Annotated in this window: 28 protein-coding genes and 1 tRNA gene; 19 read left to right on the forward strand and 10 right to left on the reverse strand. The window is 63.2% G+C overall.

All coding sequences use genetic code 11. The annotated features are described in order from the left end of the window. The first annotated feature begins 110 nt into the window (after positions 1–110). From bamA to rpmE, 5 genes are all read left to right on the forward strand, one after another. Entirely contained in the window at positions 111–2,804 is a 2,694-nt protein-coding gene (bamA, locus tag ACUJ47_RS01725; RefSeq protein ID WP_445536742.1) for an outer membrane protein assembly factor BamA, read from the forward strand. Continuing rightward, positions 2,804–3,487, forward strand: coding sequence for an OmpH family outer membrane protein (locus ACUJ47_RS01730; protein ID WP_445536743.1), 684 nt, complete (start codon positions 2,804–2,806; stop codon positions 3,485–3,487). The genes bamA and ACUJ47_RS01730 overlap by 1 nt, the downstream gene beginning before the upstream one ends. Before the next feature lie 24 nt (positions 3,488–3,511). Further along, positions 3,512–3,979 carry a 3-hydroxyacyl-ACP dehydratase FabZ gene (gene fabZ, locus ACUJ47_RS01735; protein WP_445536744.1) on the forward strand — a complete coding sequence of 156 codons (468 nt, stop codon included), beginning with the start codon at positions 3,512–3,514 and terminating at the stop codon, positions 3,977–3,979. 35 nt (positions 3,980–4,014) lie between these two features. After that, positions 4,015–4,614, forward strand: a complete 600-nt coding sequence (locus tag ACUJ47_RS01740; protein ID WP_445536745.1) for a hypothetical protein — start codon at positions 4,015–4,017, stop codon at positions 4,612–4,614. Positions 4,615–4,722: 108 nt separating this feature from the next. Next, on the forward strand, positions 4,723–4,947 hold the full coding sequence (rpmE, locus tag ACUJ47_RS01745; protein ID WP_354144613.1) for a 50S ribosomal protein L31: 225 nt from the start codon (positions 4,723–4,725) through the stop codon (positions 4,945–4,947). Between the two features lie 102 nt (positions 4,948–5,049). On the opposite strand, the gene ACUJ47_RS01750 is transcribed toward rpmE, so the two are convergent. After that, positions 5,050–5,364 carry a TraR/DksA family transcriptional regulator gene (locus ACUJ47_RS01750; protein WP_445536746.1) on the reverse strand — a complete coding sequence of 105 codons (315 nt, stop codon included), beginning with the start codon at positions 5,362–5,364 and terminating at the stop codon, positions 5,050–5,052. Continuing rightward, on the reverse strand, positions 5,361–5,999 hold the full coding sequence (locus ACUJ47_RS01755) for a prolyl hydroxylase family protein (RefSeq protein WP_445536747.1): 639 nt from the start codon (positions 5,997–5,999) through the stop codon (positions 5,361–5,363). The genes ACUJ47_RS01750 and ACUJ47_RS01755 overlap by 4 nt, the downstream gene beginning before the upstream one ends. 205 nt (positions 6,000–6,204) lie before the next feature. Here ACUJ47_RS01755 and ACUJ47_RS01760 point away from each other — a divergent pair. From ACUJ47_RS01760 to ACUJ47_RS01805, 10 genes are all read left to right on the forward strand, one after another. After that, positions 6,205–6,281 (forward strand) — tRNA-His (locus ACUJ47_RS01760). Between the two features lie 50 nt (positions 6,282–6,331). Further along, entirely contained in the window at positions 6,332–7,366 is a 1,035-nt protein-coding gene (locus tag ACUJ47_RS01765; RefSeq protein WP_445536748.1) for a Leu/Phe/Val dehydrogenase, read from the forward strand. 83 nt (positions 7,367–7,449) lie between these two features. Continuing rightward, positions 7,450–8,172, forward strand: coding sequence for a heme ABC transporter permease CcmC (gene ccmC / locus ACUJ47_RS01770; protein WP_445536749.1), 723 nt, complete (start codon positions 7,450–7,452; stop codon positions 8,170–8,172). Continuing rightward, a complete protein-coding gene (locus tag ACUJ47_RS01775; RefSeq protein ID WP_445536750.1) occupies positions 8,172–8,312 on the forward strand; it encodes a hypothetical protein in 141 nt (46 codons plus the stop codon). The genes ccmC and ACUJ47_RS01775 overlap by 1 nt, the downstream gene beginning before the upstream one ends. Then, positions 8,309–8,779, forward strand: coding sequence for a cytochrome c maturation protein CcmE (gene ccmE / locus ACUJ47_RS01780; RefSeq protein ID WP_445536751.1), 471 nt, complete (start codon positions 8,309–8,311; stop codon positions 8,777–8,779). Before ACUJ47_RS01775 ends, ccmE begins: the two co-directional genes overlap by 4 nt. Beyond that, positions 8,776–10,770: a heme lyase CcmF/NrfE family subunit gene (locus ACUJ47_RS01785; protein WP_445536752.1), complete on the forward strand. Its 1,995-nt coding sequence runs from the start codon at positions 8,776–8,778 to the stop codon at positions 10,768–10,770. The genes ccmE and ACUJ47_RS01785 overlap by 4 nt, the downstream gene beginning before the upstream one ends. Then, on the forward strand, positions 10,770–11,297 hold the full coding sequence (locus tag ACUJ47_RS01790) for a DsbE family thiol:disulfide interchange protein (RefSeq protein ID WP_445536753.1): 528 nt from the start codon (positions 10,770–10,772) through the stop codon (positions 11,295–11,297). The genes ACUJ47_RS01785 and ACUJ47_RS01790 overlap by 1 nt, the downstream gene beginning before the upstream one ends. Further along, positions 11,294–11,737, forward strand: a complete 444-nt coding sequence (locus ACUJ47_RS01795; protein WP_445536754.1) for a cytochrome c-type biogenesis protein — start codon at positions 11,294–11,296, stop codon at positions 11,735–11,737. Before ACUJ47_RS01790 ends, ACUJ47_RS01795 begins: the two co-directional genes overlap by 4 nt. Next, positions 11,737–12,429 carry a tetratricopeptide repeat protein gene (locus ACUJ47_RS01800; protein ID WP_445536755.1) on the forward strand — a complete coding sequence of 231 codons (693 nt, stop codon included), beginning with the start codon at positions 11,737–11,739 and terminating at the stop codon, positions 12,427–12,429. The genes ACUJ47_RS01795 and ACUJ47_RS01800 overlap by 1 nt, the downstream gene beginning before the upstream one ends. A 136-nt stretch (positions 12,430–12,565) precedes the next feature. Then, a complete protein-coding gene (locus tag ACUJ47_RS01805) occupies positions 12,566–14,491 on the forward strand; it encodes a potassium transporter Kup (RefSeq protein WP_445536756.1) in 1,926 nt (641 codons plus the stop codon). A gap of 353 nt (positions 14,492–14,844) precedes the next feature. Here ACUJ47_RS01805 and ACUJ47_RS01810 read toward each other — a convergent pair whose 3' ends face one another. The 6 genes from ACUJ47_RS01810 to ACUJ47_RS01835 all read right to left on the reverse strand — a co-directional run bounded on the left by ACUJ47_RS01810 (position 14,845) and on the right by ACUJ47_RS01835 (position 20,923). Next, positions 14,845–15,417, reverse strand: coding sequence for a urate hydroxylase PuuD (locus ACUJ47_RS01810; protein ID WP_445536757.1), 573 nt, complete (start codon positions 15,415–15,417; stop codon positions 14,845–14,847). Between the two features lie 103 nt (positions 15,418–15,520). After that, positions 15,521–16,165 carry an inner membrane-spanning protein YciB gene (locus tag ACUJ47_RS01815; protein WP_445536758.1) on the reverse strand — a complete coding sequence of 215 codons (645 nt, stop codon included), beginning with the start codon at positions 16,163–16,165 and terminating at the stop codon, positions 15,521–15,523. A 96-nt stretch (positions 16,166–16,261) separates the two neighbouring features. Continuing rightward, on the reverse strand, positions 16,262–17,200 hold the full coding sequence (ftsY, locus tag ACUJ47_RS01820) for a signal recognition particle-docking protein FtsY (RefSeq protein ID WP_445536759.1): 939 nt from the start codon (positions 17,198–17,200) through the stop codon (positions 16,262–16,264). Then, a complete protein-coding gene (locus tag ACUJ47_RS01825; protein ID WP_445536760.1) occupies positions 17,197–18,372 on the reverse strand; it encodes a MiaB/RimO family radical SAM methylthiotransferase in 1,176 nt (391 codons plus the stop codon). Before ACUJ47_RS01825 ends, ftsY begins: the two co-directional genes overlap by 4 nt. Further along, positions 18,369–19,199, reverse strand: a complete 831-nt coding sequence (gene dapF / locus ACUJ47_RS01830; protein WP_445536761.1) for a diaminopimelate epimerase — start codon at positions 19,197–19,199, stop codon at positions 18,369–18,371. Before dapF ends, ACUJ47_RS01825 begins: the two co-directional genes overlap by 4 nt. A gap of 80 nt (positions 19,200–19,279) precedes the next feature. Further along, positions 19,280–20,923, reverse strand: coding sequence for a putative bifunctional diguanylate cyclase/phosphodiesterase (locus tag ACUJ47_RS01835; RefSeq protein ID WP_445536762.1), 1,644 nt, complete (start codon positions 20,921–20,923; stop codon positions 19,280–19,282). A 189-nt stretch (positions 20,924–21,112) separates the two neighbouring features. On the opposite strand from ACUJ47_RS01835, the gene ACUJ47_RS01840 reads away from it, so the two are divergent. Beyond that, positions 21,113–21,517, forward strand: coding sequence for an EVE domain-containing protein (locus ACUJ47_RS01840; protein WP_445536763.1), 405 nt, complete (start codon positions 21,113–21,115; stop codon positions 21,515–21,517). Here the strand turns inward: ACUJ47_RS01840 and ACUJ47_RS01845 are convergent, their stop codons facing one another. Next, entirely contained in the window at positions 21,518–23,179 is a 1,662-nt protein-coding gene (locus tag ACUJ47_RS01845; protein ID WP_445536764.1) for a thiamine pyrophosphate-binding protein, read from the reverse strand. It abuts the gene before it with no gap. Between the two features lie 137 nt (positions 23,180–23,316). Between ACUJ47_RS01845 and ACUJ47_RS01850 the strand changes: the two genes are divergently transcribed. Continuing rightward, complete coding sequence (locus ACUJ47_RS01850) at positions 23,317–23,508, forward strand: hypothetical protein (protein WP_445536765.1); 192 nt, start codon at positions 23,317–23,319, stop codon at positions 23,506–23,508. Here ACUJ47_RS01850 and ACUJ47_RS01855 read toward each other — a convergent pair. Continuing rightward, on the reverse strand, positions 23,505–24,815 hold the full coding sequence (locus ACUJ47_RS01855; protein WP_445536766.1) for an MFS transporter: 1,311 nt from the start codon (positions 24,813–24,815) through the stop codon (positions 23,505–23,507). The two genes, ACUJ47_RS01850 and ACUJ47_RS01855, sit on opposite strands and share 4 nt — an antisense overlap. Before the next feature lie 114 nt (positions 24,816–24,929). Here ACUJ47_RS01855 and pgsA point away from each other — a divergent pair, with 114 nt between their 5' ends. Together pgsA and ACUJ47_RS01865 are read left to right on the forward strand one after the other, a co-directional pair. After that, positions 24,930–25,523, forward strand: coding sequence for a CDP-diacylglycerol--glycerol-3-phosphate 3-phosphatidyltransferase (pgsA, locus tag ACUJ47_RS01860; protein ID WP_445536767.1), 594 nt, complete (start codon positions 24,930–24,932; stop codon positions 25,521–25,523). Positions 25,524–25,652: 129 nt separating this feature from the next. Next, positions 25,653–25,907, forward strand: coding sequence for a hypothetical protein (locus ACUJ47_RS01865; RefSeq protein WP_445536768.1), 255 nt, complete (start codon positions 25,653–25,655; stop codon positions 25,905–25,907). Positions 25,908–25,940 lie beyond the last annotated feature (33 nt).

Consider the following 25,940-nt stretch of genomic DNA (forward strand, 5'->3'; position numbering starts at 1 on the left):
TTGCCAACCCGGCATCGGGCACAGGCGGCTGGAATGCTGCCAGTCCCGCGTCTTGCCGGGTCCCGGGGGCGGCACTTGAAGAGTTAAAGTTGGACGGGAAGCTTGCAAATATGAGTGGAAGTATCAGGGCGCGTGCTGGCGAAGCTGTTCCCGCCGGTCGACTGGCCGCATTGCTGCTGGGGACCACCATGCTGGCCGGCTTGCCCGCGCCCGTTTTCGCGCAGAGTGCCGAAGAAGGCGATGCGCAGCAGCAAGCGCAGCCTCAGCCGCCTGCCGCCGCCGAAACGATCCGCTCGATCACTGTGGTTGGTGCCGAGCGGCTCGAGGCGCAGACGATCCTCAGCTACATTCGCCTGCGCGTTGGCGAGGAATATACTTCGACCGCAGCGGACGCCGCGCTGAAGGACCTTGGCGCGACCGAGCTATTCTCCAACTTCTCGATCCGCAACGATGCCGGGAGCGTCGTGATCAATGTCACCGAGAATCCGGTGATCAACCGTATCATCCTGGAAGGCAACAAGCGGCTCAAGAACGACAAGATCGTGCCCGAAATCAAGCTTTCGGCGCGCCAGATCTTTACCCGTTCCAAGGTGCGCGCCGACGTTGCCCGCATCATCGAGCTCTACAAACGCCAGGGCCGTTTCGCCGCTACGGTTGAGCCCAAGATGGTGCAGCTGCCGCAGAACCGCGTCGATATCGTTTTCGAGATCAACGAAGGGCCCAAGTCCAAGGTCCGCCAGATCAATATCATCGGGAACGAAGAATTCTCCGATGGCGAACTGCGCAGCGAAATGGTGACCAAGCAGGCACGCTGGCACCGTTTCTTCAGCTCGAACACCAGCTACGATCCCGATCGCCTGGCCTTCGACCAGCAGAAGCTGCGCCAGTTCTACCTCACCGAGGGCTATGCCGACTTCCGCGTCGTTTCGGCGGTGGCCGAACTCACTCCGGACAAGCGCGACTTCATCATCACCTATGTGGTGGAAGAAGGCGATCGCTACAAATTTGGCGACGTGTCGGTCGAAAGCCAGCTGCGCGATTTCGACAGCGACCGGATGACCGCCAACCTGCCGATGAAGGCGGGCGACTGGTACGACGCCAAGATGGTCGAAGACACCGTCGAACAGATGACCGAGCTCGCGGGAACTTTCGGCTATGCCTTCGCAGAGGTGCAGCCGCGCTTCGATCGCAGCCGCGAAGACCTGACCATGAAGGTCAATTTCGTGATCCGCGATGCACCGCGCGTCTATGTCGAGCGCGTTGATGTCAACGGCAACACGCTGACACAGGACAAGGTGGTCCGCCGCGAATTCCGCATTGCAGAAGGCGACGCGTTCAACTCGCTGCAGGTCAAGCGCACCACGGCACGCATCAACTCGCTGGGTTACTTCCAGGAGAACTTCGAAGTTGCCCAGGCGGAAGGCAGCCAGCCTGACCGGATCGTTCTTGAAGCCAATGTGGAAGAACAGCCGACCGGCGAACTCCAGCTTTCGGCGGGCTTCTCGTCGCTCGAGCGGTTCATCCTTTCGGCCTCGATCCGCCAGCGCAACTTCCGCGGTCGCGGCCAAACGGTTGGCTTCAGCGTCAACTGGTCGCGCTACAGCCGCGCGGCGTCGGTCAGCTTCACCGAGCCATACCTGTTCGACAAGAACATTTCCGCGGGCGTCGACATTTACCGTCGCGACTTCAACAGCTTCAATTACTACAGCAGCAACCGCAACCGCACCTTCGAGCAATCGACAACCGGTTTCTCGCTGCGCGCAGGTGTGCCGCTCACCGAATATATCTCGCTGATCGGCAGCTACACGCTGAACTTCGACGACATTAGCCTCGATCCGAACGTCTATTTCTCGGATTTCGACGGCGACGGCATCCGCACTTGCGAACCGCTCTATGCCGGGCGCTATTTGTGCGAAGCAGTGGGCAAGCGTACGAGCTCGATCCTCGGGGTCAGCCTCGTGTACAACTCGCTCGACAGCCGCCTGCGCCCGACTCGCGGCAGCAATATGTCGCTGACCACCGAATTCGCCGGCCTGGGCGGTTCGGTGAAATATGCGCGTGTTCGCGGCAAGGCTGCCAGATATTGGCCGATGGGCAGCGGGTTCATCTTCTCGGTCGCCGCAGAAGGCGGCGCCATCCATTCGCTTGGCGGCAATGAGGAGCCCGGCACCGACGGTGTGATCCTGACCGATCGTTTCCAGCTTGGCGAGCCGCAGATTCGCGGCTTCGACATTCGCGGCGTGGGCCCGCGCGTGCTGCGCCAGCAGTATGTCGATGATGAGAATGGCGATCCCGTGTTGATCACCGATCGCAAGCGTGTGATCGACGATGCGCTGGGTGGCCGCATGTATTATCTCGGACGCGCAGAGCTCGAGATTCCGCTCGGCACCGGAGCCCGCGAAATGGGCCTGCGGCCGTCGATCTTCGTCGATGCCGGCGCGCTCTTCTCCGTCACCAGGCCTCAGTTGCAGGATAACCCCAATGGGCTCCAGCAGCGCGACACGGATGGAAACCTGCTGTATATCGAGCGGGTTGCGAATACCGATGGCACGTTCTCGAACGTCATCACAACCAATCCGCTGGCTGCCGATGGCATCACCGCCAATACGGCTTCGATCATCCCGAACAGCCGCTTCAAGGAAATCTTCCTGGGCGACTCGGCAATGCCGCGCGTTTCGATCGGCATCGGGGTCAACTGGAATTCGCCATTCGGTCCCTTCCGGATCGACTTCTCCCGCGTGCTCCGCAAGGAGCCGGGCGATGACACCAAAAGCTTCTCGTTCAACGTAGGAACTCAATTCTGATGAAACTTATCTCGTCCTTGCTCGCAGCAGCGAGCCTTTCGACGGCGGCTCTGGTTGCCGTTCCCGCAGCAGCCCAGGTGCAGGGCAACATTGCGACGGTGAATGCGCCGGCCGTAGTCATCAATTCGAATGCTTTCACCACCGCTTACCAGCAGATCGCGACGACCTATAAGCCGCAGCTCGACGCGATCCAGGCACGCCAGCAGGAAAGCCAGACGCTGCTGCAGCAGCTTGATACCAACAAGGACAACCAGCTTGACGAGGCCGAGCAGCAGGCCGCGCAGAATTCGCCGCAGGCGACGCGCCTGCAGGCGATCGAGCAGGAGGTCGCCCAGCTGACCGACCAGGTCGAAGCGGCCCGCGTCTATGCGATCGAACAGATCCTGGCGCAGTACCGCCCGGCGCTTGAGGAAGTGGTGCAGCAGCTGCGCATCCAGGTCGTGCTGACGCCCGACGTTGTGGTCTATGCGCCGCAGCAAGCCAATATCACGCAACAGGTTACCGCTGCGGTCAATGCGAAGGTGCCTTCGGTGGCGATCGTCCCGCCGCAGAACTGGCGCCCGACCCGCAATGCGGTCGCGATCTATCAGCAGATCCAGCAGACACTGATGGCGGCGCAGGCTATCCAGGCGCAGCAACAGGCGGCGCAGCAGCCGAACCCGCAGGCGCCGAGCGGCCGCTAAGAACGGAAAAAAGGAGGCAGGGCCATGAGTGAAGCGACGGGCGCAGGCGCCTATGACATCCAGCGAATCCTCAAAGCCCTGCCGCACCGCTATCCGTTGCTGCTGGTCGATCGGGTCAGGTCGATCGAACTGGGCGAACGTATCCATGCGGTGAAAGCGGTCTCCTTCAACGAAGACTTCTTCCAGGGGCATTTTCCCGGGGCACCGATCATGCCGGGTGTGCTGCAGATCGAGGCGCTGGCGCAGGCTGCGGCGATCCTGGGCATCGAGACGCTCGAACTCGCGGGCACCGGCAAGCTGGTGTTCTTCATGGGTATCGACGGCGCCAAGTTCCGCTCGCCCGTAACGCCGGGCTGCCTGCTCGATCTGGAAGTAGAATTCCTCCAGAAGCGCAGCCGGGTCTATAAATTCAAGGGCCGCGCCAGCGTGGATGGCAAGACGACCACCGAGTGCGAATTCACGGCGATGATCGCGGATCCGCCATCCGATTGAGCGCCTATCGGCTGTTTGAAAATTAGGGTCGCACTATGAAACGCCACTTTGGCTCTGTCATCGCGCTGGCATTGGCACTGGCACTGGCAATGGCTGCCCCTGCGACTGCGCAGGAAGTGCTGCAGGACAATGCCGAAGTGGCGGCCATGTTCGCGGCGGACCAGTCGCAGCGCATGGCAGATACCGATGATCACGAGGCAGCAGCGCGCGCCGACGAACAGCGGCGCATTCGTACGCGCGAGCTGTTCGAGGCAGGCGAGTTGAAGACCGGCACCGATTACTTCGGTGCTGCTTTTATCTTCCAGCACGGCAACGAACCGCGCGACTATCTGCTGGCGCATGTGCTGGCTGTGCGTGCTGCTGCCCTTGGGCATAAGGATGCGGAATGGATCGCGGCGGCCACGCTGGATCGCTATCTCCAGAGCATCGGCCAGCCCCAGATTTACGGCACGCAGTATCGCTTCCCGAATGAGGGTGGCGTAACCATGGAACCCTATGACCGGGCCTTGCTGGTTGATGCGCTGCGCAAGGCATCGAGCGCAGGCGACCTTGCCGTCCAGGAACGCAAGCTGGCCGAATATGCCAAGCTGGTGCCGCCGGCCGAGGCTGGCGGCGACGAGGCCGGGAGCAACTGAGCCACCGAGAGTGGTTGCATTGCCTGGCGTTTGCCGCTAGTGGCGCCGCTTTCCGAGATCACAGCACCGCCGGTCGGAACCGGCGCAACGCTACAAAGGATATTTGACATGAAAGCCGAAGGGCATCCCGACTACCACATGATCACGGTCAAGATGACCGATGGCACCGAATTCCAGACCCGCTCGACCTGGGGCAGCGAAGGCGACGTCCTGGCGCTCGAAATCGACCCCACCAGCCACCCGGCATGGACCGGCGGCCGTCAGCAGGTTTCCGAAGGTGGTCGCGTTGCCGCCTTCAACAAGCGCTTCGGCGGTCTTACGCTCAAGAAGTAAGCGCTTTTGCAAGCTAAGCGGTCGCAAGGCCGCGAAGGGAAGGGCGGTCCGACGGGGCCGCCTTTTTCGTTTCAGCCCCGTCTTCGCATCAGGCAGCGACGCTTATGCGCATTTGATGCAGCGCGTGGCGATCGGGCGCGCCTTGAGCCGTTCCAGCGAGATCGGCTCACCACAGATCGCGCAAGTGCCATAGGTTCCGTTCTCGATCCGCAGCAAGGCGAGCCTAATCTGCTGGATCTCCGAACGCAACACATCGTCTACGCCTTCGAGCGCCTCGTCATCGGCAAGATCGACCGCTTGTTCCTCCCAGTCGGCATCGAGCGGATGGCGCAAATCGTCCTCGATCACTTCGGTGCGCTCAAGCAAGTCCGCAAGCCGCACCTTGAGTTGGGTCGCGATGTCGCTGTAGTCGGTCATTCGTATCCCCATTCCTTTTCACGATACCATTTGGTTATCACATATTTCAGGCCTTTGCGCACCTTCATCCCGTGATGAAGCGTGCTCGGGTTGACGCTTCCGTCCGGCCGCCGGTTGTTCCAGCTAAGCAACTTGCCGGCTTCGGGTTGGAAGGTCTTTCCGATCACTTTGAACCTTGTCGCACCGCCTGCCTCGACGTCATTGAGATAGATCATGAAAGTCCAGGTCCGCTGGCCTGCGACAGAGCAGAACTTCGCGAAATCCGCCCCCTCGGGCGCGAAATAGTCAGTGTGCGGTTTGAACTCCTGCCCCATTTCGTATCGTTGGCCCTGGATCGGTTCGCCATATGCGGGATCGATGCCGGACAAATCGGCCAGCATCGCCTCCAGCCGCTGGACCGCAGGCTCGCCGGCATTGAGATCGCAGGTCTCGCTTGTGCGAAAATAGCGATCACCATTGTCATCAGCGATGGTGCTGGGGCGACGGTTGGTTTCGATCAGTGCGGTCAGTTCCTGCCGCAAATCGTCAGGCAGGAAATCGCGGCATTGGAACAATTCGAGCCGGGGACTCGGGACGCGTTGCATTCCAGCATGTCGGAGCAGACGTTCAGCCGAAGATTCGCCGGGTCGGGACATCGGGCTCACGATAAGCAGTCTGGTGCATTCGGCAAAGCGCGAAATAATCTTGCGTGGCGCTTGCGATTGCGAAGTTTTCGCTTCCAAAACGGGCCAAGCTATGCAACAGGCTCGCGCCCGTTGCGGCTGGCCTTGACCACGCCGCGGCAGCGCGTATCAGCCCCGCTTGCGCGGCTCGACTTGCGGATGCGGGACGGGGCATGTGGCGATCGTAGCTCAGTTGGTTAGAGCGCCGGTTTGTGGTACCGGAGGTCGCGGGTTCGAACCCCGTCGATCGCCCCATTTTCTCCCTGTCAGCGCTGTCGAAAAGGCCGCCCAACAAAGGATGGGCAATGACGGCTTTCTGGAACCAACCCGATTTTGACGATCACGAACAGGTGGTGTTCGTGCGCGACGCCGCCTCGGGGCTTTCCGCGATTATCGCCATTCATTCGACCCACCTTGGCCCGGCCGCGGGTGGCACCCGTTTCTGGCACTATGTCGAACCGTCGGCGGGCATGCGCGATGCGCTGCGCCTGAGCCGCGGAATGAGCTACAAGAACGCCATGGCCGGCCTCCCGGCTGGCGGCGGCAAGGCCGTGATCCTGGCCGATTCGAACCGCACCAAGACGCCCGAGATGCTGGCTGCTTTCGCGCGGGCCGTGGACGGGCTGGGCGGCAAATACATCACCGCGCAGGACGTGGGGATGAGCGAAGCCGACATGGTCAGCCTGTCGCAGCGCACCGCACACGTCGCAGGCCTGCCCGGGCAGGGCGGGGGTGACCCTGGGCCCTTCACCGCGCGCGGCGTCTATCTTGGCGTCAAGGCAGCGGCCAAGCGCGCGCTCGGCACCGATGACATGAAGGGCGTCCGTGTGGCGATCCAGGGCGTCGGCAGCGTCGGCGGCGGCCTTGCGCGTTATCTCGCTGAAGCGGGCGCCGAACTGATCCTGGCCGATATCGACGCAGCGCGCGCTGCGGCGCTGGCCGAAGAGCTGGGCGGTATCTCGGTCAGCACCGAAGCAGTCCTTTCCGCCGATGCCGATATCGTCAGCCCCTGCGCGCTGGGCGCGATCCTGACCGAGGAATCGATCGCTTCGATCAAGGCGAAGGCGGTGGCAGGCGGTGCCAACAACCAGCTCGCAACCGGCAGCGAAGGCCGCATGCTGGTCGATCGCGGCATTCTCTATGCGCCTGACTATGTCATCAACGCGGGCGGCATCATCAGTGTGCTGCGCCATATCGACAAAGCTGGCGATGACGAGATCAATGCACGGATCGATCGCATTCCCGACCGGCTCGAAGCGGTGTGGCAGGAAAGCGAAGCCAGCGGCGCAACTCCGGCCGAAGTTGCCGACCGCATGGCGCAGCGCCTGATCGGGCGTTGAACGCAACCGACGCTTGAGATTTTTGCAGTCTTGCAGGGAGCGGGGGGCGCTGTAATACCCTCCCGAAAAGGACCTGTTCTTTCATGCATGGCTTTGCCAATCCCACGCGTTTCCTGAAGCTTGCGAACTGGCTGACACCGCTGTTGCTGGTGTCGGGGCTGCTGCTGGTCGCCGGTAGCTTGTGGTGGGGCCTGTTCAAGGTTCCGCCCGACCGGTTGATGGGTGACACGGTACGCATCCTGTTCATCCATGTTCCCGCCGCATGGCTGGGCATGGGCGGGTGGAGCGCGATCGCGATTTCGAGCCTGGCATATCTCGTGTGGAAGCACCCTCTGGCGGCAATCGCTGCCCGCGCGGCGGCAGTGCCGGGAATGGTGTTCACCGCGATCTGCCTTGCCACAGGATCGATCTGGGGCCGCCCGACCTGGGGCACATGGTGGGAATGGGACGGACGCCTCACCAGCATGTTGGTGCTGCTGTTCCTCTATTTCGGCTATATCGCCTTGTCGCAGGCTGTGGCGCGCGAAGGTGTTTCGCCCCGCATCGCGGCCATTTTCGGGCTGGTTGGCGCGATCAACATCCCCATCATCAACCGTTCGGTCGTGTGGTGGAATTCGCTGCACCAGCCGCCCAGCATCACCATGGGCAAGAGTGCGATCGATCCGGCGTTCCTTGTCCCCTTGATGGTGGCCGTGCTCGGTTTCTCATTGCTGTTCGGCGGGGTGGTATTGGCGCGGATGCGCGCGTTACTGGCCGAAGTGCAGGCCGAGGCGCGCTTGCGCCGCATGGCGCTGGAGGCTGCGTGATGCGCGAAGCACTCGATCAGTGGGACTTCGTGGTCGCGGCCTATGCCGTGGGAATGTTCGGGACTATCGCGATGGTCGCATGGGCATGGTGGGACATGCGCCGGGCGGAAGCGCGCCGAGACAAGGTGAAAAGAAAATGAGTTCGATCAAGCCCAAGCACCAGCGACTGGTGCTGGTGAGCCTGGCGCTGGTGGCGATCATCGCTGCCGGGCTGCTGGCGGCATGGGCACTGCGCAACCAGGCGAACTATTTCTACCTGCCCGACCAGATGATGGCGGATCCGCCGGCTGTGGGGCAGGCAGTGCGGCTTGGCGGCATGGTCGCGGAGGGATCGATCGAGACGCTGGCAGACGGCGTGACGGTCGCTTTCGTCGTGACCGACAAGGCGGATGCCCGGGTACCCGTGCGCTATACCGGCATCCTGCCTGACCTGTTCGTCGAAGGCTCGGGTGTGGTTGCAGAGGGCAGTCTCGGCCCCGACGGGGTATTCATCGCCGATCACCTGCTCGCCAAGCATGACGAGAATTACGTGCCGCGCGAATTGCAGGATATGGCCGAGCATCAGGGTGAACCCGGCCCGCAGGACACCGTGGTCGATAGCGAATGAGCGCTGAACTAGGCCTTGCCGCGCTGTGGATGGCCGCAGCGCTCGCGGTGCTCCAGCTCGCAGGTGGCGCAATCGCCCAGCGCGATCCGGAAGCTCCTCTGGCTGCGCTGGTTCGACCTGCGGCGATGCTGCAAGGCTTCCTGGCGCTGTTCAGCTTCGGAATGCTGCTGTGGGTCTTCGCGATCACCGATCTTTCGGTGAAGCTGGTCGCTGCCAATTCGCATTCGATGAAGCCGATGATCTTCAAGCTCTCGGGTGCGTGGGGCAACCACGAAGGTTCGATGCTGCTGTGGGTCACGGTGATGGCGCTGGCGGGTGCCCTCATCGCCTGGATCGAGAAGCGCCTGCCCGAAAAGACCATGCAGGCGACATTGGCGGCGCAGGGCTTTGTCGCACTGGGCTTCTACGCCTTCCTGCTGCTCAGCTCGAACCCGTTCGAGCGGCTGCCTGTGCCCGTGCCGGAGGGCAACGGCCTCAACCCGCTGTTGCAGGACATCGGCTTGGCCTTCCACCCGCCCACGCTCTACATGGGATATGTCGGGCTGTCGGTCGCGTTCAGCTTTGCCGTGGGCGCGCTGGTGACACGGCAAGTGACGCCCGAATTCGCGCGCGTGATGCGTCCCTGGGTGCTGGGCGCCTGGGTGTTCCTGACGATGGGCATCACCGCCGGTTCCTATTGGGCCTATTACGAGCTCGGCTGGGGTGGCTGGTGGTTCTGGGACCCGGTCGAGAACGCATCGCTCATGCCGTGGCTGGCGGCGACCGCGCTGCTCCATTCGGCCAGCGTGCTGGCAGCGCGCGATGCCTTGCGCGCCTGGACAATCATGCTGGGTGTCGTGGCCTTCTCGATGAGCATGCTCGGCACCTTCCTGGTGCGTTCGGGCATCCTCACTAGCGTCCATGCCTTTGCGGTCGATCCCGAACGCGGTTCGTTCATCCTCGCGCTGCTGACAATCTACATCGGCGGTGCGCTTTTGCTCTTCGCCTTGCGCGCCAGCACGGTTTCGGAAGGACAGCGTTTCGCCGCGACGAGCCGCGAAGGCGCGCTGGTGTTCAACAATGTGATGCTCTCGGCCATTCTCGGAATCGTGCTGCTCGGCACGCTCTATCCCTTGCTGACCGAAGCGTTCGATGTGCGCGTTTCGGTCGGCCCGCCCTATTTCAACCCGGTCGGAGCGATCTTCACGATTCCCATGCTGCTGGTGATGGCGGTGGGGCCGCTGCTGCGCTGGCGCGAAGACAATATCGAGCGGGTGCGCGCGCCAATCGCGACCTTCATTGCGCTGATCGTCACTACGGCGCTGTTCACTGTGCTGGCGAAGAATGACATCGGCATATTGCCGCTGCTTGGCCTCGCCGTGGCGGTGGGGCTGGGCGTCGCGAGTTTCATGCCGCTGCGGGGGCGCAACATCCTGCGCGTTCCATTGGCGACATGGGGCATGGTGCTCGCCCATTTCGGCGTAGCTGTTTCGCTGTTGGGCATGGCGAGCGAAAGCGCCTTTACGCAGGAGAAGCTGGTCGCGGTTGCACCGGGCGGAATTACCGAGCTTGGCGGATTCCGGATCACGCTTGAAGGCGTGGAACCCGTTGCCGGGCCCAATTGGACTGCGATGGAAGCGCGCATCAGCGCCCAGCGCGGTGAGGGCAAGCTGCATGTGCTTACCCCGCAATCGCGCAGCTTCTGGGCACCAGCGCAGGAAACGACCGAGAGCGCCTTGCTCACTCGCTGGGACGGCCAGCTTTACGCTGTGGTGGGCAATCAGGCCGACGATGGCCGCTGGCAGCTGAGGCTGTGGTGGAAGCCGCTGGTCACACTGATCTGGTTCGGCGGTCTGTTGATCTGCCTTGGCGGCACATTGGCGATCATCGGGCGGCTGGTCGGCGACCTGCGCCGTCGCCACGCCGACCGGCGCGAAGCCGAGGAACGCGAAGAAATGGCGGCGCTTCGGGCTGATACCTCCACTCCAGCCGCAACCGGGGAGACCGCGTGATGCGCTGGACGCTGTGGGTTCCTCTGCTGTTGTTCGCTTTCTTCGTCGGGCTGGCCGGTTACCAGCTTAGCCAGCCGAAGGACGAGTTCATCCATTCGACGATGATCGGCAAGCCATTGCCCGAGTTCGAACTGAAACCGGCGAGCAGCGCGCTTCCGGGCGTGTCGACCGCCGACTTCCGTGACGGCAAGCCGAAGCTACTCAACATCTGGGCAAGCTGGTGCCTGCCTTGCATCGCCGAAGCGCCGCATCTCGAAGCGCTGCGCGAAGCCGGAGTCGAGATTGTCGGCGTCGCGATCCGCGACAAGCAGGAGGATGTCGACCGGTTCCTTGAAGCTCATGGCAATCCCTATTCGCGCATCGGGGCTGATGACATCTCCGCGATCCAGCTCGAGATCGGTTCGTCGGGCGTGCCCGAAACCTTCTTGATCGACGGGCAGGGGATCATCCGCCACCAGCATATCGGCGATGTGCGCGCGGAGAACGTGCCCGAACTGATCGAGAAGCTTCGCGAGGCGGGGCAATGAGAGTGCTGGCGCTGTTCCTGGCCGCCTTGCTGGCACTGCCGCTGGCGGCGCAGGATTCGCTCCCTCCCGCGCCCTATGCCTACCAACAACTCGAGGATCCGGCGCAGGAAGCCAAGGCGATGGCGCTGATGCACACGCTGCGTTGCCTCAAGTGCCAGAGCCAGTCGATTGCCGACAGCGATGCCCCGATGGCGGGTGACATGCGCCACCAGGTCCGCACCCGCATCGCCGCTGGCGAAGATCCGGAGGCGATCCGCCAGTGGCTGGTCGACCGCTATGGCGACTATGTCAGCTACGAGCCTCGCATGACTGCCTCGACCTGGCCGCTGTTTGCAATCCCGCTTTTGTTTCTGTTGGTCGCCGGAATAATCTTGTGGAGGCGCATCGGCCGGCGTCCGGAAGGCGGGTCTGGCGAAGTATACGATGAGGCGGACCTCTGATGGTGTGGGTGCCGATCCTGTTGTTGGGCCTGTTCGCCATGCTCACGGCGATCCTGGTGCTGCGCCTGCCGCGGCAGGGGTGGATGCTGTTCGGCGCGGTGCTGATGTTCGGCCTGGCGGGCTATGGGGTGCAAGGGTCCCCGGGCCTTCCGGCTGCTCCCAAGCAGGCCATCGAACGGGCAACCCAATCGGGCGAAGCGCTGGTCGCGGCGCGTCGCGGCCTGTTCGACGATGGAACGCCTCCGCCGCATTACCTTGTGATGTCCGACGGATTTGCGCGGCAGGGCCGCTATTCCGAAGCTACGGCGCTGCTGCGGCAGGGCGTCGATGCCAACCCTGGCGATGCCGAAGGGTGGCTGGCGCTGGCGATCGCGCTGGTAGAGCATGCCGACGGGCAACTCACACCACCCGCGCTCTATGCTTTCGAGCGGGCGCAAGAGGCGTTTCCGGCCCATCCGGGCGCGGGCTATTTTCTCGGCATGGCCTACCTTCGCGCGGGCAAGCCGGTTGAGGCGCGCAAGGTGTGGGCGGAGCTGCTTGAGCGCTCGCCTGCGGACGCGCCCTGGCGCGAGGATTTGGCGTTTCGCATTGCAGGGCTCGACGAATTGATTGCCCAGATGGAAGGCATGCGGCAAATGATGGAAACACAGCGCACTGCGCCCGCTTCACCCGCGATGGAGGAGCGCCCCTGAGGCGCGACTTGCAGCGGGCATATGGCGGTGCTAAGCGCGCCGGCGTTTTGCTGTCGGGACGTTTGCGGCAGCCATTTGGAGCAGCGCTTTTCGGGCGCTCGGGCAGTACCGGGGACAATCGGGAAATCCTTTGACTATGAGCGAAGCATCAACCCCAGTGCACCAGCCTCACGGCGTCCCCGGCAAGGGGCACAGCGCGTCGAAGGCTGCGTTGGCGGTCGGTGCGATCGGCATCGTTTTCGGCGATATCGGCACCAGCCCGCTCTATGCGTTCCGTGAAACCTTTCGCGGCGCGCACCACCTGCCGATCGACGATTTGCATGTGTTGGGCGTCGTCAGCCTGATCTTCTGGTCGATGACGCTGGTCGTCGCGATCCAGTATGTCACGATCCTGATGCGGGCCGACAACAAGGGGCAGGGCGGCAGCCTTGCCCTGGTGGCGCTGATTTCGCGCAGCATCGGCAAGACGAAATATAGTTGGGTGGCGGTGCTGCTCGGCGTGTTTGCGACATCGCTGTTCTATGGCGACAGCATGATCACGCCAGCGATCTCCGTGCTGTCCGCGGTCGAGGGCCTCACGGTGGTCGATCACCGGATGGATCCCTTCGTCATCCCGATCGCGCTGGGCCTGCTGGTATTCCTGTTCATCCTGCAGAAGCGCGGTACGGCCAAGGTCGGGGCGCTATTCGCTCCCGTGATGATCGTCTATTTCACCGTCATCGCGGGGATGGGCATTTGGCAGATCGTGCAGACGCCGGAAATCCTGTGGGCGCTCAACCCCTGGTACGCGATCAATTTCTTCATTCTCGACGGCTGGTTCGCCTTCCTCGCGCTCGGCTCGGTGGTGCTCGCGGTAACCGGTGCAGAGGCGCTCTATTCGGACATGGGGCACTTCGGGCGCGGACCGATGCGGCTTTCGTGGTTCGGCTTCGTCATGCCCTGCCTCCTGCTCAACTATTTCGGGCAAGGCGCGATGATCGTCGGCTTGCCCGAGGAAATCGCAGAAGAAGCTATTCGCAATCCGTTCTTCTTCCTCGCGGCCGAGGAATGGCGCCTGCCGCTGGTGTTCCTCGCCACGGCGGCCACTTTCATCGCCAGCCAGGCGGTGATCTCCGGCGCCTTCTCGATCACCCACCAGGCGATCCAGATGGGCTATATTCCGCGCCTTTCGATCCGCCATACCAGCGAGACCGAAGGCGGACAGATCTACATTCCGATCGTCAATTGGGCGCTGATGATCGCGGTCATCGTGCTGGTGCTGACGTTCCAGAACTCGTCCAACCTCGCTTCGGCCTATGGCATCGCGGTGACAGGCGCGGTCACGATCGACACGCTGCTGATGGCGGTGCTGCTCGTCGGCGTGTGGAAGTGGAAGTGGTGGTATGCCGCGCCGCTCGTGCTGCTGTTCCTGATCGTCGACGGCGCCTATTTCGCGGCCAACCTCACCAAGGTGCCCGATGGCGGCTGGTTCCCGCTGGTGGTGGGCCTCATCGCCTTCACGCTGCTCACCACATGGGCGCGCGGGCGCAAGCTGATGCGCGACCGGATGAGCGAAGTGGCGCTGCCGATGGAGATTTTCGCCAAGTCCGCGAAGAATTCGGCGCTGCGCGTGCCAGGCACGGCGATCTTCATGGCTTCGAGCACGGCCGGGGTGCCCTCGGCGCTGCTGCACAACATCAAGCACAACAAAGTGCTGCACGAACGCGTGGTGATCCTGACGGTCGACATCGCCGAAGTGCCCTATGTCGATCCGGGCGAGCGGTGCGAATATCACGATCTGGGTGACGGCTTCTATCGCGCGATCCTGCATTACGGCTTCATGGAAGCGACCGATGTGCCTGCGGGCCTCAAGCAGATGAGGAAATGCGGCGGCGAATTCGACATGATGCAGACCAGCTTCTTCTTGAGCCGACAGACGCTGCTGCCATCCGAAAAGCCCGGCATGGCGATCTGGCGCGAGAAGGTCTTCGCATGGATGCTGCGCAATTCGGCGACCGCGATGGACTTCTTCAAGCTGCCGACCAATCGCGTGGTCGAGCTGGGGAGCCAGGTCGAGATCTGACCTCTGCTTGCGGCGCAAAGCCGCGCATCCCTGCGCATCGCTTCGCTATCCGATGCGACACATGCGACACTGTCTAAGAAGAAAACTCTCGGCTCGTCATTGCGAGCGTAGCGAAGCAATCCATGCAAACGCGACCCAGCGTGGATTGCCACGTCGGCTGCGCCTCCTCGCAATGGCGATACGAGGGATGGAGCGTCGGGATGATACGACAATGGCAAAGAGCGGGATGCTGTTGCCAGAACGCGGCCATGTAGGAAAATCGGAATGGTTTCGGACCATCACGGCCCGCCAAAAAAAGGGCGCCCCGGTTGCCCGGAGCGCCCCTTTCTTTGGCGTAAGCCGATCCGGGCCGGTCAGCCCAAATTCGCGCTCACCATCGCATACATCATCGGGATCGAGAGCAGCGTGTTGAGGCGGCTCGCGATCAACGCGCGCGGTGCAGCGGCGGCCTTTTCCTCGGCGCTCGCTTCCACGATGCCCAGCACCTTCTTCTGCGCGGGCCAGATGATGAACCACACGTTGAAGGCCATCACCAGCGCCATCCACATGCCTGCGCCGATCAGATCGACCGCGCCTTCGCCGCGGAAGGTCAAGGCGTCGACCATGTAGCCGCTCACCATCGAGATCCACAGGCCGGTCACTACCGTGAGCAGCGCGGCCCAGCGGAAGAAGAACAGCACCTTGGGTGCGATATGCCCGGTGATCGCCCCTTTTTGCTCCGCCGGGATGGCGGGCATGGTGGGGACCTGGACGAAGTTCAGGTAATAGAGCAGGCCGATCCACAGCACCCCGAAGAAGAGGTGCAGCCAGCGTGCGACAGAGTTGGAATCGACCGACGCATAAGCGTCAAAGCCGAACATCAGCGCGAGCGCGGCGACCAGGCCGATCGCCAGCACGAGATGAAGGTTTCCGAAGAGTTTTGCCATCGTTATCCCCCTTTGAAGGCCCTGCGGAGCGCAAGGCGGTTCGCCCCCGTCCGCTCCGCGCGGACACTGGTCACAATTGAAGGGGTTGGCAAGCCCGGATTATTCAGGCCGGTGGAGGATTGCGCGTTTCCTCGTCCACGCCTTCGATGGTGAGGCCGTGCTTCAGCAGCATCGGAATCTGGCTGAAGGTGAACAGGAAAGTCAGCGGCAGGAAGACCCACAGCTTGGCCCACAGCCAGCCTTCGAAGGTCATGTTCGCGCGCATCCCCTCGTTGAGCAGCGCGAGCAGCAGGAAGAACACGCCCCAATTGCGCGAGAGCTTGAGCCAACCTTCCTGCGACAGCCCCTCGAATGCCGCTTCGAGCAGGATCTGCAGCAGCGCGCGCTTGCGCCATACGCCTGCCAGCAGGGCCACGCCGAACACGGTGTAAATGATGGTGGGCTTGAGCTGGACGAACACCGGGTCGCCGAAGAACACCGTCAGCGCGCCGAAGCCCACAATCAGCGCGGTCGAGAACCACAACATGGGCGAGACCTTGCCCAGCCGCCATTTGGATACCGCCAGCGCAACCACAGCGGCGACCATGAAGGCCATCGTGCCCTTGATCACTGCGGCGAGTTCGCCGATCGGTTCGGCCTGTTCGGGCGCGAACCAGCGATAGACGCCAAGGAACACCAGCAGCGGGCCGTAGTCGACCGCCACGTTGATCCAGCTGCTGCCGGCTTTCTTGGTTTCCTTTTCAGTCATTATCAATCCGTTCGTCCTGAGCCTGTCGAAGGGCGAAGCTTGCGCGACATTCGTGGTTCGACAGGCTCACCAAGAACGGAAATGCTGTGCAGGTGGTCAAGCCACACCTGCAATCACGCGCGCGACCAGATCCGGGTCAAACGGGCGCAAGTCGTCAATTTTCTCGCCCACGCCGATGGCGTGGATCGGAAGGCCATATTGCTCGGCGGCCGCCACTAGCGCGCCGCCGCGCGCCGTGCCGTCGAGCTTGGTCATGATCAGGCCGGTAACGCCCGCCACTTCCTTGAACACGTCGATCTGGCTCAGCGCGTTCTGGCCATTGGTGGCGTCGAGCACCAGCACCACGTCATGCGGCGCTTCCGGATTGAGGCGGCCCAGCACGCGGCGGATCTTGGCCAGCTCGTCCATCAGTTCGCGCTTGTTCTGGAGCCTGCCGGCGGTGTCGACGATCAGCGCGTCGATCCCCTTGTCGGTCGCCGCTTTCACTGCATCGAACACGATGCTGGCGGGATCGCCGCCTTCGGGGCCGCGCACGATCGGCACGTTGATGCGTTCGGCCCATGTCGCCAGCTGGCCGATAGCCGCAGCGCGGAAAGTGTCGCCCGCGGCCAGCATCACGCCGTAATCGTCTTCCTGGAACAGATGCGCGAGCTTGGCGATGGTGGTCGTCTTGCCGCTTCCATTGACGCCGATCACCAGGATCACTTGCGGGCGCGGGAAAGCGGTGATCTCGAGCGGTTTGGCCACTGGGCGCAGGATTTCGGCGATCTCTTCGGCGACGGCTTCCTTGAGCTCGCGCTCGCTGATTTCGAGCCCGAAGCGCTTTTCCTTCAGCCGCTCGCGAATGCGCGCGGCAGCCGATGGGCCGAGATCGGACATGATCAGCGCATCTTCGACGCCATCGAGCGTCGCATCGTCCAGCTTGGCCGTGCTGACCACGCTGGTGAGGTTCTCGCTCAACCGTTCGGAGGTCTTGCGGAACCCGCCGAACAGCCGATCGGCCCAGGATTTCTTGGGCGCATCCGCCTCGCTCATACGAGCAGTCCTTCCTTGATCTGCGTGGGCCGGACCCGAACGATTCGGCCGGCAGGCGTGCCTTCGGGCACCGCCACACGCGCGAAATCGGGTGCATAGCCGGTCCCGTCGGCTTCGGCGAGCACCGAAAGCTCCAATCCCACATGCGCCCGCACCCATGCGCGCCGCACTTCGCTCACCTTTTCGCGCAGTTCGGCGGCGCGCTGGCGGATTACTGCCGGGTCATGCTGCGGCATGCGCGCCGCGGGCGTGCCGGGGCGCGGCGAATAGGGGAAGACGTGGCCGTGGACGATATCGAGTTCGCGGATGATCGAAAGGTTCGCCTGATGGTTCTCGTCGCTCTCGGTCGGGAAGCCTGCGATGAGGTCAGCGCCGACCGCGAGATCGGGGCGAGTTTGCTTCAAGCGCGCGACCAGGTCGATCGCGTGATGGCGCAGGTGCCGCCGCTTCATGCGCTTGAGGATCAGGTCGTGGCCGTGCTGCAACGACAGGTGCAGATGCGGCATCAGGCGTTGTTCGCTCGCGAAGAGTTCGACCAATTCTTCATCGACTTCAATGCCATCGAGCGAAGACATGCGAAGTCGCGCGAGCTCGGGAAAGCGCCCCAATATGGCCGCGACGAGGCTGCCCAGCGGCGGCTTTTCGAGCAGGTCGTGGCCCCAGCTGGTGACATCGATCCCGGTCAGCACCACTTCGGATGCGCCCTGCGCCAGATGCGCCTCAACTTCGCGCAGCACCTGTTCGATGGTGAGCGAACGGCTCGGCCCGCGACCCTGCGGGATCACGCAGAAGGTGCAGGCATGGTCGCAGCCATTCTGCACCGCGATGAAGGCGCGAGTGCGGCTGCGGGCGACCGGCGGGGCTTCGGCCGGCAGGTTCCATGCGCGCGGATCGAGCTTGGCATGGTTGGCGATCAGCCCGTCCACTTCGGGCATTGCAGTGAGCTGGTCGCGCTCGACCTCGGCTGCGCAGCCGGTCACCAGCAAGCGCGCGTCAGGCCGCGCGCGGCGAGCCCGGCGGATCGCCTGCCGCGTCTGGCGGACGGCTTCGGCAGTTACCGCGCAGCTGTTGACCACGACGATTTCGTCGGAATCGCCCAGCATCCCGCGGATGCGTTCGCTTTCGGCAAGGTTGAGCCGACAGCCGAGCGATATCACTTCGGGCCCGCTCATGCGGCTTCGCCCCCGGCGTAGTCCTCCCACTCGAAGCTGCCGCGAAAGCTCTCGGTGGCGGGGCCGGTCATCACTAAGCTGCCGTCTTCGCGCCACGAGATATCGAGCGGGCCGCCGGGCAGGGTAACTGTCACATCGCGGCCGGTCAGGCCACGGCGGGCTGCGGCGACGGCGGTGGCGCAAGCGCCGGTGCCGCAAGCGCGGGTCAGCCCGGCGCCGCGTTCCCACACGCGCAGGCGAATGCGACCGGGCGCTTCGATCGTCGCGACGTTCACATTGACCCGCTGAGGGAACAGCGGGTCGCGCTCGATCTCGGGCCCGAGCCGGTCGAGTTCCACCGTGTCGCAATCTTCGACGAAGAAGACCACATGCGGATTGCCGACATTGACGGCGGAGGGGTTCTCAAGCTCTTCCCAGCCGACCGGCATGGCGAGCGTATCCATCGCATAGGCGAGCGGGATCTCGTCCCAGCCGAAGCGGGGCACGCCCATGTCGACGCGGGCACCGCCAGCGGTGGGTTCGAGCGCGATCACCCCGCCATCGGTAAGAACTCTGGCCGGCTTTCCATGGAGCAGCGCGACAGCGCGGCTGGCATTGCCGCAGGCTTCGACTTCGCCGCCGTCGGCATTGAAGATGCGCATGCGGAAATCGGCAGAGCTGTCGGGCGCGGGCTCGAGCAGGATCAACTGGTCGCAACCGATACCCTTGCGGCGATCGGCCAAGGCTGCGGCGACATGTCTTGAAATGGCGGGCAGGGAGGTTTCCCGTCCGTCGAGGACGATGAAATCATTGCCGAGGCCGTGCATCTTGGTGAAGGGGACGCGCATGTCGATGCGCGCTCTATTCGCGCGGGGCTTCGGCGTCCAGCATTTCGCGGTTTTTGAGGATGCAGGCGCGAGGCTACGGCCTAGGCCCGGCGCTGATCGGCAAGCTCGTCTGTGTGCGCCGCGCTGTCATTGCGGCATTCCCCGGCCTCGCTGAGCCGCCCCTGCTCGCGCAGGCGCTCGATCACCCGGTCGGCAGGCTCGGGATGGCCATAGAGATAGCCCTGGCCCTTGAGCTGCCCCATGCGGCGCAGCGTTTCGAGGATCGCCTCGTTCTCGATCCCTTCGGCTGTGATCGGCATTTCCAGCCCGTTGCCGAGCGATACGATCGCGTCGACGATCTTGCTGCTGTCCCTGTAGTTCAGTTCGCGAACGAAGCTGCGGTCGATCTTGATCCGGTCGAAGGGCAGGGTGCGCAGCTGCGACAGGCTGGCATAGCCCGTGCCGAAGTCATCCAGGCTCACCTTCACGCCCTGGTTGCGCAGGCTGGAAATCATCGAGCGCACCATGCCGATATTTTCGTGCAGGCAGGTTTCGGTGATCTCGATCTCAAGCCGCTGCGCGGGGAAATTGTGCTCGACCAGCAGCTTGAGCAGCCGCTGCGAGAACCAGCGATCGCGCATCTGGACGGGCGAGATGTTGACCGAAAGCGTCAGCTTCGGGTCCCATTCCTTTGCGTCGGCAAAGGCCTGCACCATCAGCTGCTCCGACAATTCGCCGATCACGCCGATTTCTTCGGCGATCGGGATGAATATCTCCGGATTGACGACGCCCATGTCGGGCGTGTTCCAGCGCGCCAGCATTTCGAAACCGACCAGCTCGCCGCTGTCGAGGTCGATCTGCTGTTCGTAATAGGGCACGAACTCGCCATTGCGGACGCCTTGGCGGATGCCGGCTTCAAGCTCGTTGCGGAAGCGCAGCTCGTTTTCCATGGTCGATTCGAACCAGAAATAGCGGTTCTTGCCGCTCTTCTTGGCCTGGTACATGGCGATGTCGGCGCGATGCATCAGCTTCTCGCCATCCGTGATCGCGTCGCTGCGGCCTTGGCTGGAATGGTCCGAAGCAATCCCGATCGACATGGTGCAGTGGATGGTGGTGCCGTCGAGGTCGATCCCGCTGCACACGCTTTCGAACAGCTTGCTGACGATATCGTCGACCCGCGCCGCGTTCGAAGGATCATAGGCGATGGCGAAAGCGAATTCGTCGCCGCCAAGCCGCGCCAGCGGCGTTCCTGCCGGCAGGCATTGGCGCAGCCGCTCCGCGAGTGAGGTAAGCACACGGTCGCCGATCCCGTGACCGTTCATGTCATTGACCTGCTTGAAATTGTCGAGGTCGATCATCACGAATGCGACGGCCTGGCCATAGGCATTGCTGACCCGGCGCAACTCATTGGTGGTGCGTTCCATGCTGCGGCGGTTCAGGCATTCGGTGAGCGGATCGGTTTCGGCGAGCTTGCGCGCGGTTTCTTCCGCCTTGCGCCGTTCCGCTATTTCATTGGTCAGGTCGCGATAGCGCCGCCAGCCGAAGATAATCAGCGCGATATTGAGCAGCATGGCGTTCACCAGCAAGTGGTCCGGGCCGGTGCCCGAGCCGAAGGTCGATCGCAGGATACTCTGCAGCACCTTTCCACCGGTGGCGACGAAGAGCAGAATCGCGGCTGCCGCGATCCCCAGCGCAACAAGGTCGCGCTCTGCCTTGCCCAGGGATTTCTGGTTTTCTGGTTCCACCACTTTGGCTTCGATTCAGGCGTTTACGGCCTGCCCCCTGATTTGCTCACACGCAGCCGCTATCGTCGATTGTGCTAAAGATCAGGTTAATTGCCGCCTAAGCAGGAGGTCTGGCGAAACCGGCAAGCGGACGTTAGGGAGGCCTTCCACCGAACCGCAGGGAGCAGGAAATTGCCGCGCTATTGGCTGATGAAATCGGAACCGTTCAAATACAGCTGGGACGATCTCGTCGCCGAAAAGGAAGGCACGTGGGACGGGGTGCGCAATTACCGCGCGAGAAACAACCTCGCAGCCATGAAAGTGGGCGAGGAGGCGTTCTTCTATCACTCGCGCGAAGGGCTGGAGATCGTGGGCGTGGTCACGATTTCGGTCGAAGGCATCACCGATCCGACCGATCCCGAAGGCAAATGGGCGGCGGTGAAGATCAAGCCCAAGGCGAAGCTCAAGCGGCCCGTCTCGCTCCAGCAGATCAAGGCCGATCCGCGCCTGGCAGAGTGCGAGCTGATCCGGCTGGGCCGCCTTTCAGTGGCCGAACTTACGCCCGAGGAATGGAAGGCGATCCTAGACCTCGGCGGCGGGTTGGCAAAGCGCTGATCAGCGCGACCTTAGCCCGCTGACGGTTGCGCCGCTGGCGGCAAGCTGTTCGACTTCGATCACGCAATGGATCAGGCGCAAGCCGCGCCGGCCCTGCGCTTCGGACAGGGCCTGCTTGAACTGATCCGTCGTCTCCGCCCGCGCGCTCCACGCGCCATAGGCCGCGCCCAGCGCCGCAAAGTCGGGATTGGCGAGCTCCGTGCCCGACACGCGGGCGGGGAATTCGCGCTCCTGATGCATCCGGATCGTGCCATAGGCGCCATTGTCGATCACCAGCACGATCATGTCGCAGCCATGCTGGACCGCGGTCGCCAGTTCCTGCCCGTTCATCAGGAAGTCGCCGTCGCCCGCCAGCGCCACCACGGTCCGTTCCGGAAAGCGTCGCGCCGCGGCCACTGCGGCGGGCATGCCATACCCCATCGCGCCCGAGGTAGGGGCGAGTTGGGTCGGGAAACCTTCGTATCGCCAATAGCGGTGCCACCAGCCCGAGAAATTGCCCGCGCCGTTGCAGATGATCGTATCGGCCGGGAACGTCTCGCGCATGAAGGCGACGCATTGGCCCAGGTCGAGCGCGAATTGCGAGGGCTTGGGCGTTGCCCAGGCTTCCCATTCGGCATGAGCTTCGGCGCCCGCATCGAAGGAAATGATCGACCGGTCTTCCCACAGCGCTGCCGCTTCGGCGAATTCGTCCATCGCGCAGCACATGGCGAAATCGGTGCGATAGACGCGGTGCAGCTCTTCCGGATCGGGGTGGATATGCACCAGCAACTGGTCCTCGCGGTCGAGCGCGGGGAAGCTGTAGCCATCGGTGGTCGCTTCGCCGAGCCGCGCGCCGATCGCCAGCACAAGGTCGGCCTGCTTGACGCGTTCGACCAGCTTAGGGTTGGGGCCATAGCCGAGATTGCCAGCATAGACCGGCGAAGAAGGCGATATGGCATCCTGCCTGCGGAAAGCGGTCGCCACCGGCAGCCCGATCCGTTCCGCGAAGCGCTGGAAGTTCTCGCGCGCCTTCGGGTTCCATCCGGCGCCGCCGATGATCGCAATCGGGCTGGCGGCATCGCCGATCATCGCCATCAGCGCCATCATCGCATCGGGGCAAGCAGCCTGCGCCGGGCGGCTGACGAAGGGGCGGGGCGTCGCTTGCGTCGCATCGCTGAGCATGTCTTCGGGAAGCGCCAACACCACCGGGCCGGGGCGGCCGGAAATCGCGGTGGCATAGGCCCGCGCGACGAATTCCGGGATGCGGTCGGCGCTGTCGATCCGCGCGGCCCATTTGCAGATCGGGCCGAAGAAAGCGGGGAAATCGATTTCCTGGAAGCCTTCGCGTTCGCGCATCGAGCGGTCGACATCGCCCACGAACAGGATCATCGGCTGCGAATCCTGGTGCGCGACATGCACGCCGATGCTGGCATTGGTCGCGCCCGGGCCGCGCGTGACGAAAGCGATGCCGGGGCGCCCGGTCATGGTGCCGTCGGCACAGGCCATGAAAGCGACGCCGCCTTCCTGTCGGCAAGTGACCAGTTCGATCTCGTCGCGGCCATGCAGCGCGTCGAGCACCTGCAGGAAGCTTTCGCCGGGAACGGTGAAGATGCGGTCCGCGCCCTGTTCGATCAGGCAGTCGACCAGCAGTTTCGCGGCATCGGGAGTGGGGCGTGCAGTCATGCAGATGCGCTTAGCTGGGCCGCCGAAGAGAGGCAATCTGTCCACAGCCCAGCATGAACAGTGATGCTTAATGTCCCGCGCTGCGACAGCGCGGATTTCTGCCGCGCACGATGGTTAGCATCGGGTTAAGAAGCAGCATGCGTAGAAACCTGGTCCTGACCGACGAGCGAGCACGGCACCCCTTCCGGGCGGTGCTGCCGGCACATGTCCGCAGCAACGAATATGAGGCTCCGGCCGAAGTGTTGTGGAAGCTGACGCGTGAGGACATGCGCGGCTTTGCCACGGCATACTTCGCCACTTTCGCAGCGGCGCTGGTCTTCTTTTCCTAAAGCGGCCCCGCTTCGAGCTCGGCGCGGTGGAGCTGCCGCCCGAGCCATGCCGAAAACAGGCACATCGCCGCGCTCAGCAGCAATTGCTCGACCACCGGCACGCCCAGCGCGCTCAGCGCCATGGCTGCGAGCGAACCCGCCACCATCGCACCCGAATTGATGATGTTGTTGGCAGCGATCGTGCGCGCGGCGGCATCGGGCGAGCAGCGCGTGGTGAGGAAGGCGTAAAGCGGCACCACGAACATGCCGCCAGCAACGGCTATGCCCAGCAGGCAAAGCATGATCACGCTGGCGAGCGGCCATGAGAGGAATTCGCTGACGGTGAGCAGTTCGGTCGGCTGGTCGGCCTGCCACAAGCGGCACACGACATAGAAGGCCACAACGAAGATCCCCATTGCGATCACAGAAGCGGGCGAATAGCGCGCCGAAACGGTGCCCTTGAGCAAGGCATTGACCGAGACCGATCCGATCGCGACGCCGACCGAGAAGATCACCAGGAACAGGCTGGCCACTTCCTTGCTCGCCATCAGCGTGTTCTTGGCGAGCGGCGGGAACTGGATGAACAGCACCGCGCCGATGGTCCAGAAGAAGCTGATCGACAGGATCGCGTAATAGATCTGGCGGTCGTGCATGGTGTTGCGCACCAATGCGATCGAAGCGCGGATGATGTGCCAGTCGAGCTTTTCCAACTTCGCGATCGGTGGTGCCGCGGGCACCTGGCGGCTGGTGAGGTAGCCGATCACCGATGTGACGATGATGCCGCCTGCCGCCCATTCGACCGGGATCCAGCCAGCGAGGATCGTTCCCGCCAGGATCGCGATATAGGTCCCCGCTTCGACCAGGCCGGTGCCTGCCAGCACTTCGCTCCGCTCGAGGTGCTGCGGCAGGATGGCGTATTTGATCGGGCCGAGGAAAGTCGACTGCACGCCTGTGAGGAACAGCGCCAAAAGCAGCAGCGGGATCGCCAGCGTGTCGACCGCGATGCCGCGCCATGCGAGGTAGAGCCCGCTGGCGCCGATCAGCATCAGGCCGATCTCGCACATTTTCACGATCCGGATGATCCGCGCCTTGTCGCGCATGTCGGCCAACTGCCCGGCCAGCGCCGAAAGCACGAAGAAGGGGAAAATGAACAGCGCCGATGCGACCGCGCTGAACATCCCTTCGGAGCTTTCGTCATTATAGACGCTGTAGACCACGAACAGCACCATCGAGGTCTTGTATAGATTGTCGTTAAAGGCGTTGAGCAACTGGGTGCAGAAGAGCGGGAGGAAGCGCCGCTGGCGCAGCAGTTGCGTTGAAGTGGTCATCCAATCGGCCCTGCTGCTGCTCCCGTTCTCCAACCCTAAGGCTGCGCGGCGTAGTGAACAAGACTGCGCGCCATCTTTTGCCCGGTGCGCCGAAGCGCTAGACAGGGTGACAAGATGCTGACTCTCCCCAATCTCCTCACCCTGTCGCGGATCGCCGCAGTGCCCTTGCTGGCTTTCCTGCTGTGGTGGCCCGATTGGCAGCTGGGCTATCTGCTCGCTTTTGGGCTCTACTGCCTGATGGGGATTACCGATTATTTCGACGGTTACCTCGCCCGTTCGAGCGGCGCGGTGTCGAAGCTCGGCATTTTCCTCGATCCGATCGCGGACAAGATCATGGTGGCGGCGGTGATCCTCGTGCTCACCGCGCAGGGCGTGCTGCGCGGCCCCTATGTCGGGGACATGCATGTGATTGCGGGCCTGATCATCCTCGTCCGCGAGATCGCGGTTTCGGGCCTGCGCGAATTCCTCGGCAGCCTGCAGGTCTCGGTTCCGGTGACCCAGCTGGCCAAGTGGAAAACGACCTTCCAGCTTGTGGCGCTGGGGGCCTTGATCCTTGGCGGCGGGCTCCCCAACTGGAATATGACCATCGGCGGCATCGTCGCCAATGTGCCGCACACCGTCGGCCTCACGACGTTGTGGGCGGCGGCGATCCTGACGCTGATGACGGGGTGGGATTACCTGCGCGTCGGCCTCAAACATATGGATTGAGGCGCCGCGCACAAACGGGCCAAGGCGCCCGGAAAGGATGGCATTATGTCGGTTTTTCCGATGCCTGCAGCAGCAGCCATCCTTGCGTACTTAAACCACTTCGAAAGTTTTGCGGGGTACTCAGGCCCCATGAGCGCAACACTTTCCACCTTGCTTGCTGCATTCCTGAAGATCGGCTGGGTAGCCCTGATCTTCAACGAAGTGCGCGGTGCCGTGATGGCGGTGCCGGTGCTTTACGCCATGTATATGGCGGGCGGTTCGTGGATGGCGCTGTGGATCGGCTTCTGTTCGCTAGTGGGCATCGCGCTGTCGGTGGTGGTGCCGCTGATCGCTGCGAAGAAGATCCAGAAATTCGCCGACGCGAAACTGCTCAAAGCCGCCTAAGGCGCGCTCTCGCAGCGCTCAAGCAAGCAGAGC

The organism is Altererythrobacter sp. Z27, from assembly GCF_052683155.1.

Bases quoted from the DNA above. Each gene is read 5' to 3' on its own strand.
- bamA (WP_445536742.1), top strand. From the start codon at position 111: ATGAGTGGAAGTATCAGGGCGCGTGCTGGCGAAGCTGTTCCCGCCGGT.
- ACUJ47_RS01730 (WP_445536743.1), top strand. From the start codon at position 2,804: ATGAAACTTATCTCGTCCTTGCTCGCAGCAGCGAGCCTTTCGACGGCG.
- fabZ (WP_445536744.1), top strand. From the start codon at position 3,512: ATGAGTGAAGCGACGGGCGCAGGCGCCTATGACATCCAGCGAATCCTC.
- ACUJ47_RS01740 (WP_445536745.1), top strand. From the start codon at position 4,015: ATGAAACGCCACTTTGGCTCTGTCATCGCGCTGGCATTGGCACTGGCA.
- rpmE (WP_354144613.1), top strand. From the start codon at position 4,723: ATGAAAGCCGAAGGGCATCCCGACTACCACATGATCACGGTCAAGATG.
- ACUJ47_RS01750 (WP_445536746.1), bottom strand. From the start codon at position 5,364: ATGACCGACTACAGCGACATCGCGACCCAACTCAAGGTGCGGCTTGCG.
- ACUJ47_RS01755 (WP_445536747.1), bottom strand. From the start codon at position 5,999: ATGTCCCGACCCGGCGAATCTTCGGCTGAACGTCTGCTCCGACATGCT.
- ACUJ47_RS01765 (WP_445536748.1), top strand. From the start codon at position 6,332: ATGACGGCTTTCTGGAACCAACCCGATTTTGACGATCACGAACAGGTG.
- ccmC (WP_445536749.1), top strand. From the start codon at position 7,450: ATGCATGGCTTTGCCAATCCCACGCGTTTCCTGAAGCTTGCGAACTGG.
- ACUJ47_RS01775 (WP_445536750.1), top strand. From the start codon at position 8,172: ATGCGCGAAGCACTCGATCAGTGGGACTTCGTGGTCGCGGCCTATGCC.
- ccmE (WP_445536751.1), top strand. From the start codon at position 8,309: ATGAGTTCGATCAAGCCCAAGCACCAGCGACTGGTGCTGGTGAGCCTG.
- ACUJ47_RS01785 (WP_445536752.1), top strand. From the start codon at position 8,776: ATGAGCGCTGAACTAGGCCTTGCCGCGCTGTGGATGGCCGCAGCGCTC.
- ACUJ47_RS01790 (WP_445536753.1), top strand. From the start codon at position 10,770: ATGCGCTGGACGCTGTGGGTTCCTCTGCTGTTGTTCGCTTTCTTCGTC.
- ACUJ47_RS01795 (WP_445536754.1), top strand. From the start codon at position 11,294: ATGAGAGTGCTGGCGCTGTTCCTGGCCGCCTTGCTGGCACTGCCGCTG.
- ACUJ47_RS01800 (WP_445536755.1), top strand. From the start codon at position 11,737: ATGGTGTGGGTGCCGATCCTGTTGTTGGGCCTGTTCGCCATGCTCACG.
- ACUJ47_RS01805 (WP_445536756.1), top strand. From the start codon at position 12,566: ATGAGCGAAGCATCAACCCCAGTGCACCAGCCTCACGGCGTCCCCGGC.
- ACUJ47_RS01810 (WP_445536757.1), bottom strand. From the start codon at position 15,417: ATGGCAAAACTCTTCGGAAACCTTCATCTCGTGCTGGCGATCGGCCTG.
- ACUJ47_RS01815 (WP_445536758.1), bottom strand. From the start codon at position 16,165: ATGACTGAAAAGGAAACCAAGAAAGCCGGCAGCAGCTGGATCAACGTG.
- ftsY (WP_445536759.1), bottom strand. From the start codon at position 17,200: ATGAGCGAGGCGGATGCGCCCAAGAAATCCTGGGCCGATCGGCTGTTC.
- ACUJ47_RS01825 (WP_445536760.1), bottom strand. From the start codon at position 18,372: ATGAGCGGGCCCGAAGTGATATCGCTCGGCTGTCGGCTCAACCTTGCC.
- dapF (WP_445536761.1), bottom strand. From the start codon at position 19,199: ATGCGCGTCCCCTTCACCAAGATGCACGGCCTCGGCAATGATTTCATC.
- ACUJ47_RS01840 (WP_445536763.1), top strand. From the start codon at position 21,113: ATGAAATCGGAACCGTTCAAATACAGCTGGGACGATCTCGTCGCCGAA.
- ACUJ47_RS01845 (WP_445536764.1), bottom strand. From the start codon at position 23,179: ATGACTGCACGCCCCACTCCCGATGCCGCGAAACTGCTGGTCGACTGC.
- ACUJ47_RS01850 (WP_445536765.1), top strand. From the start codon at position 23,317: ATGCGTAGAAACCTGGTCCTGACCGACGAGCGAGCACGGCACCCCTTC.
- ACUJ47_RS01855 (WP_445536766.1), bottom strand. From the start codon at position 24,815: ATGACCACTTCAACGCAACTGCTGCGCCAGCGGCGCTTCCTCCCGCTC.
- pgsA (WP_445536767.1), top strand. From the start codon at position 24,930: ATGCTGACTCTCCCCAATCTCCTCACCCTGTCGCGGATCGCCGCAGTG.
- ACUJ47_RS01865 (WP_445536768.1), top strand. From the start codon at position 25,653: ATGAGCGCAACACTTTCCACCTTGCTTGCTGCATTCCTGAAGATCGGC.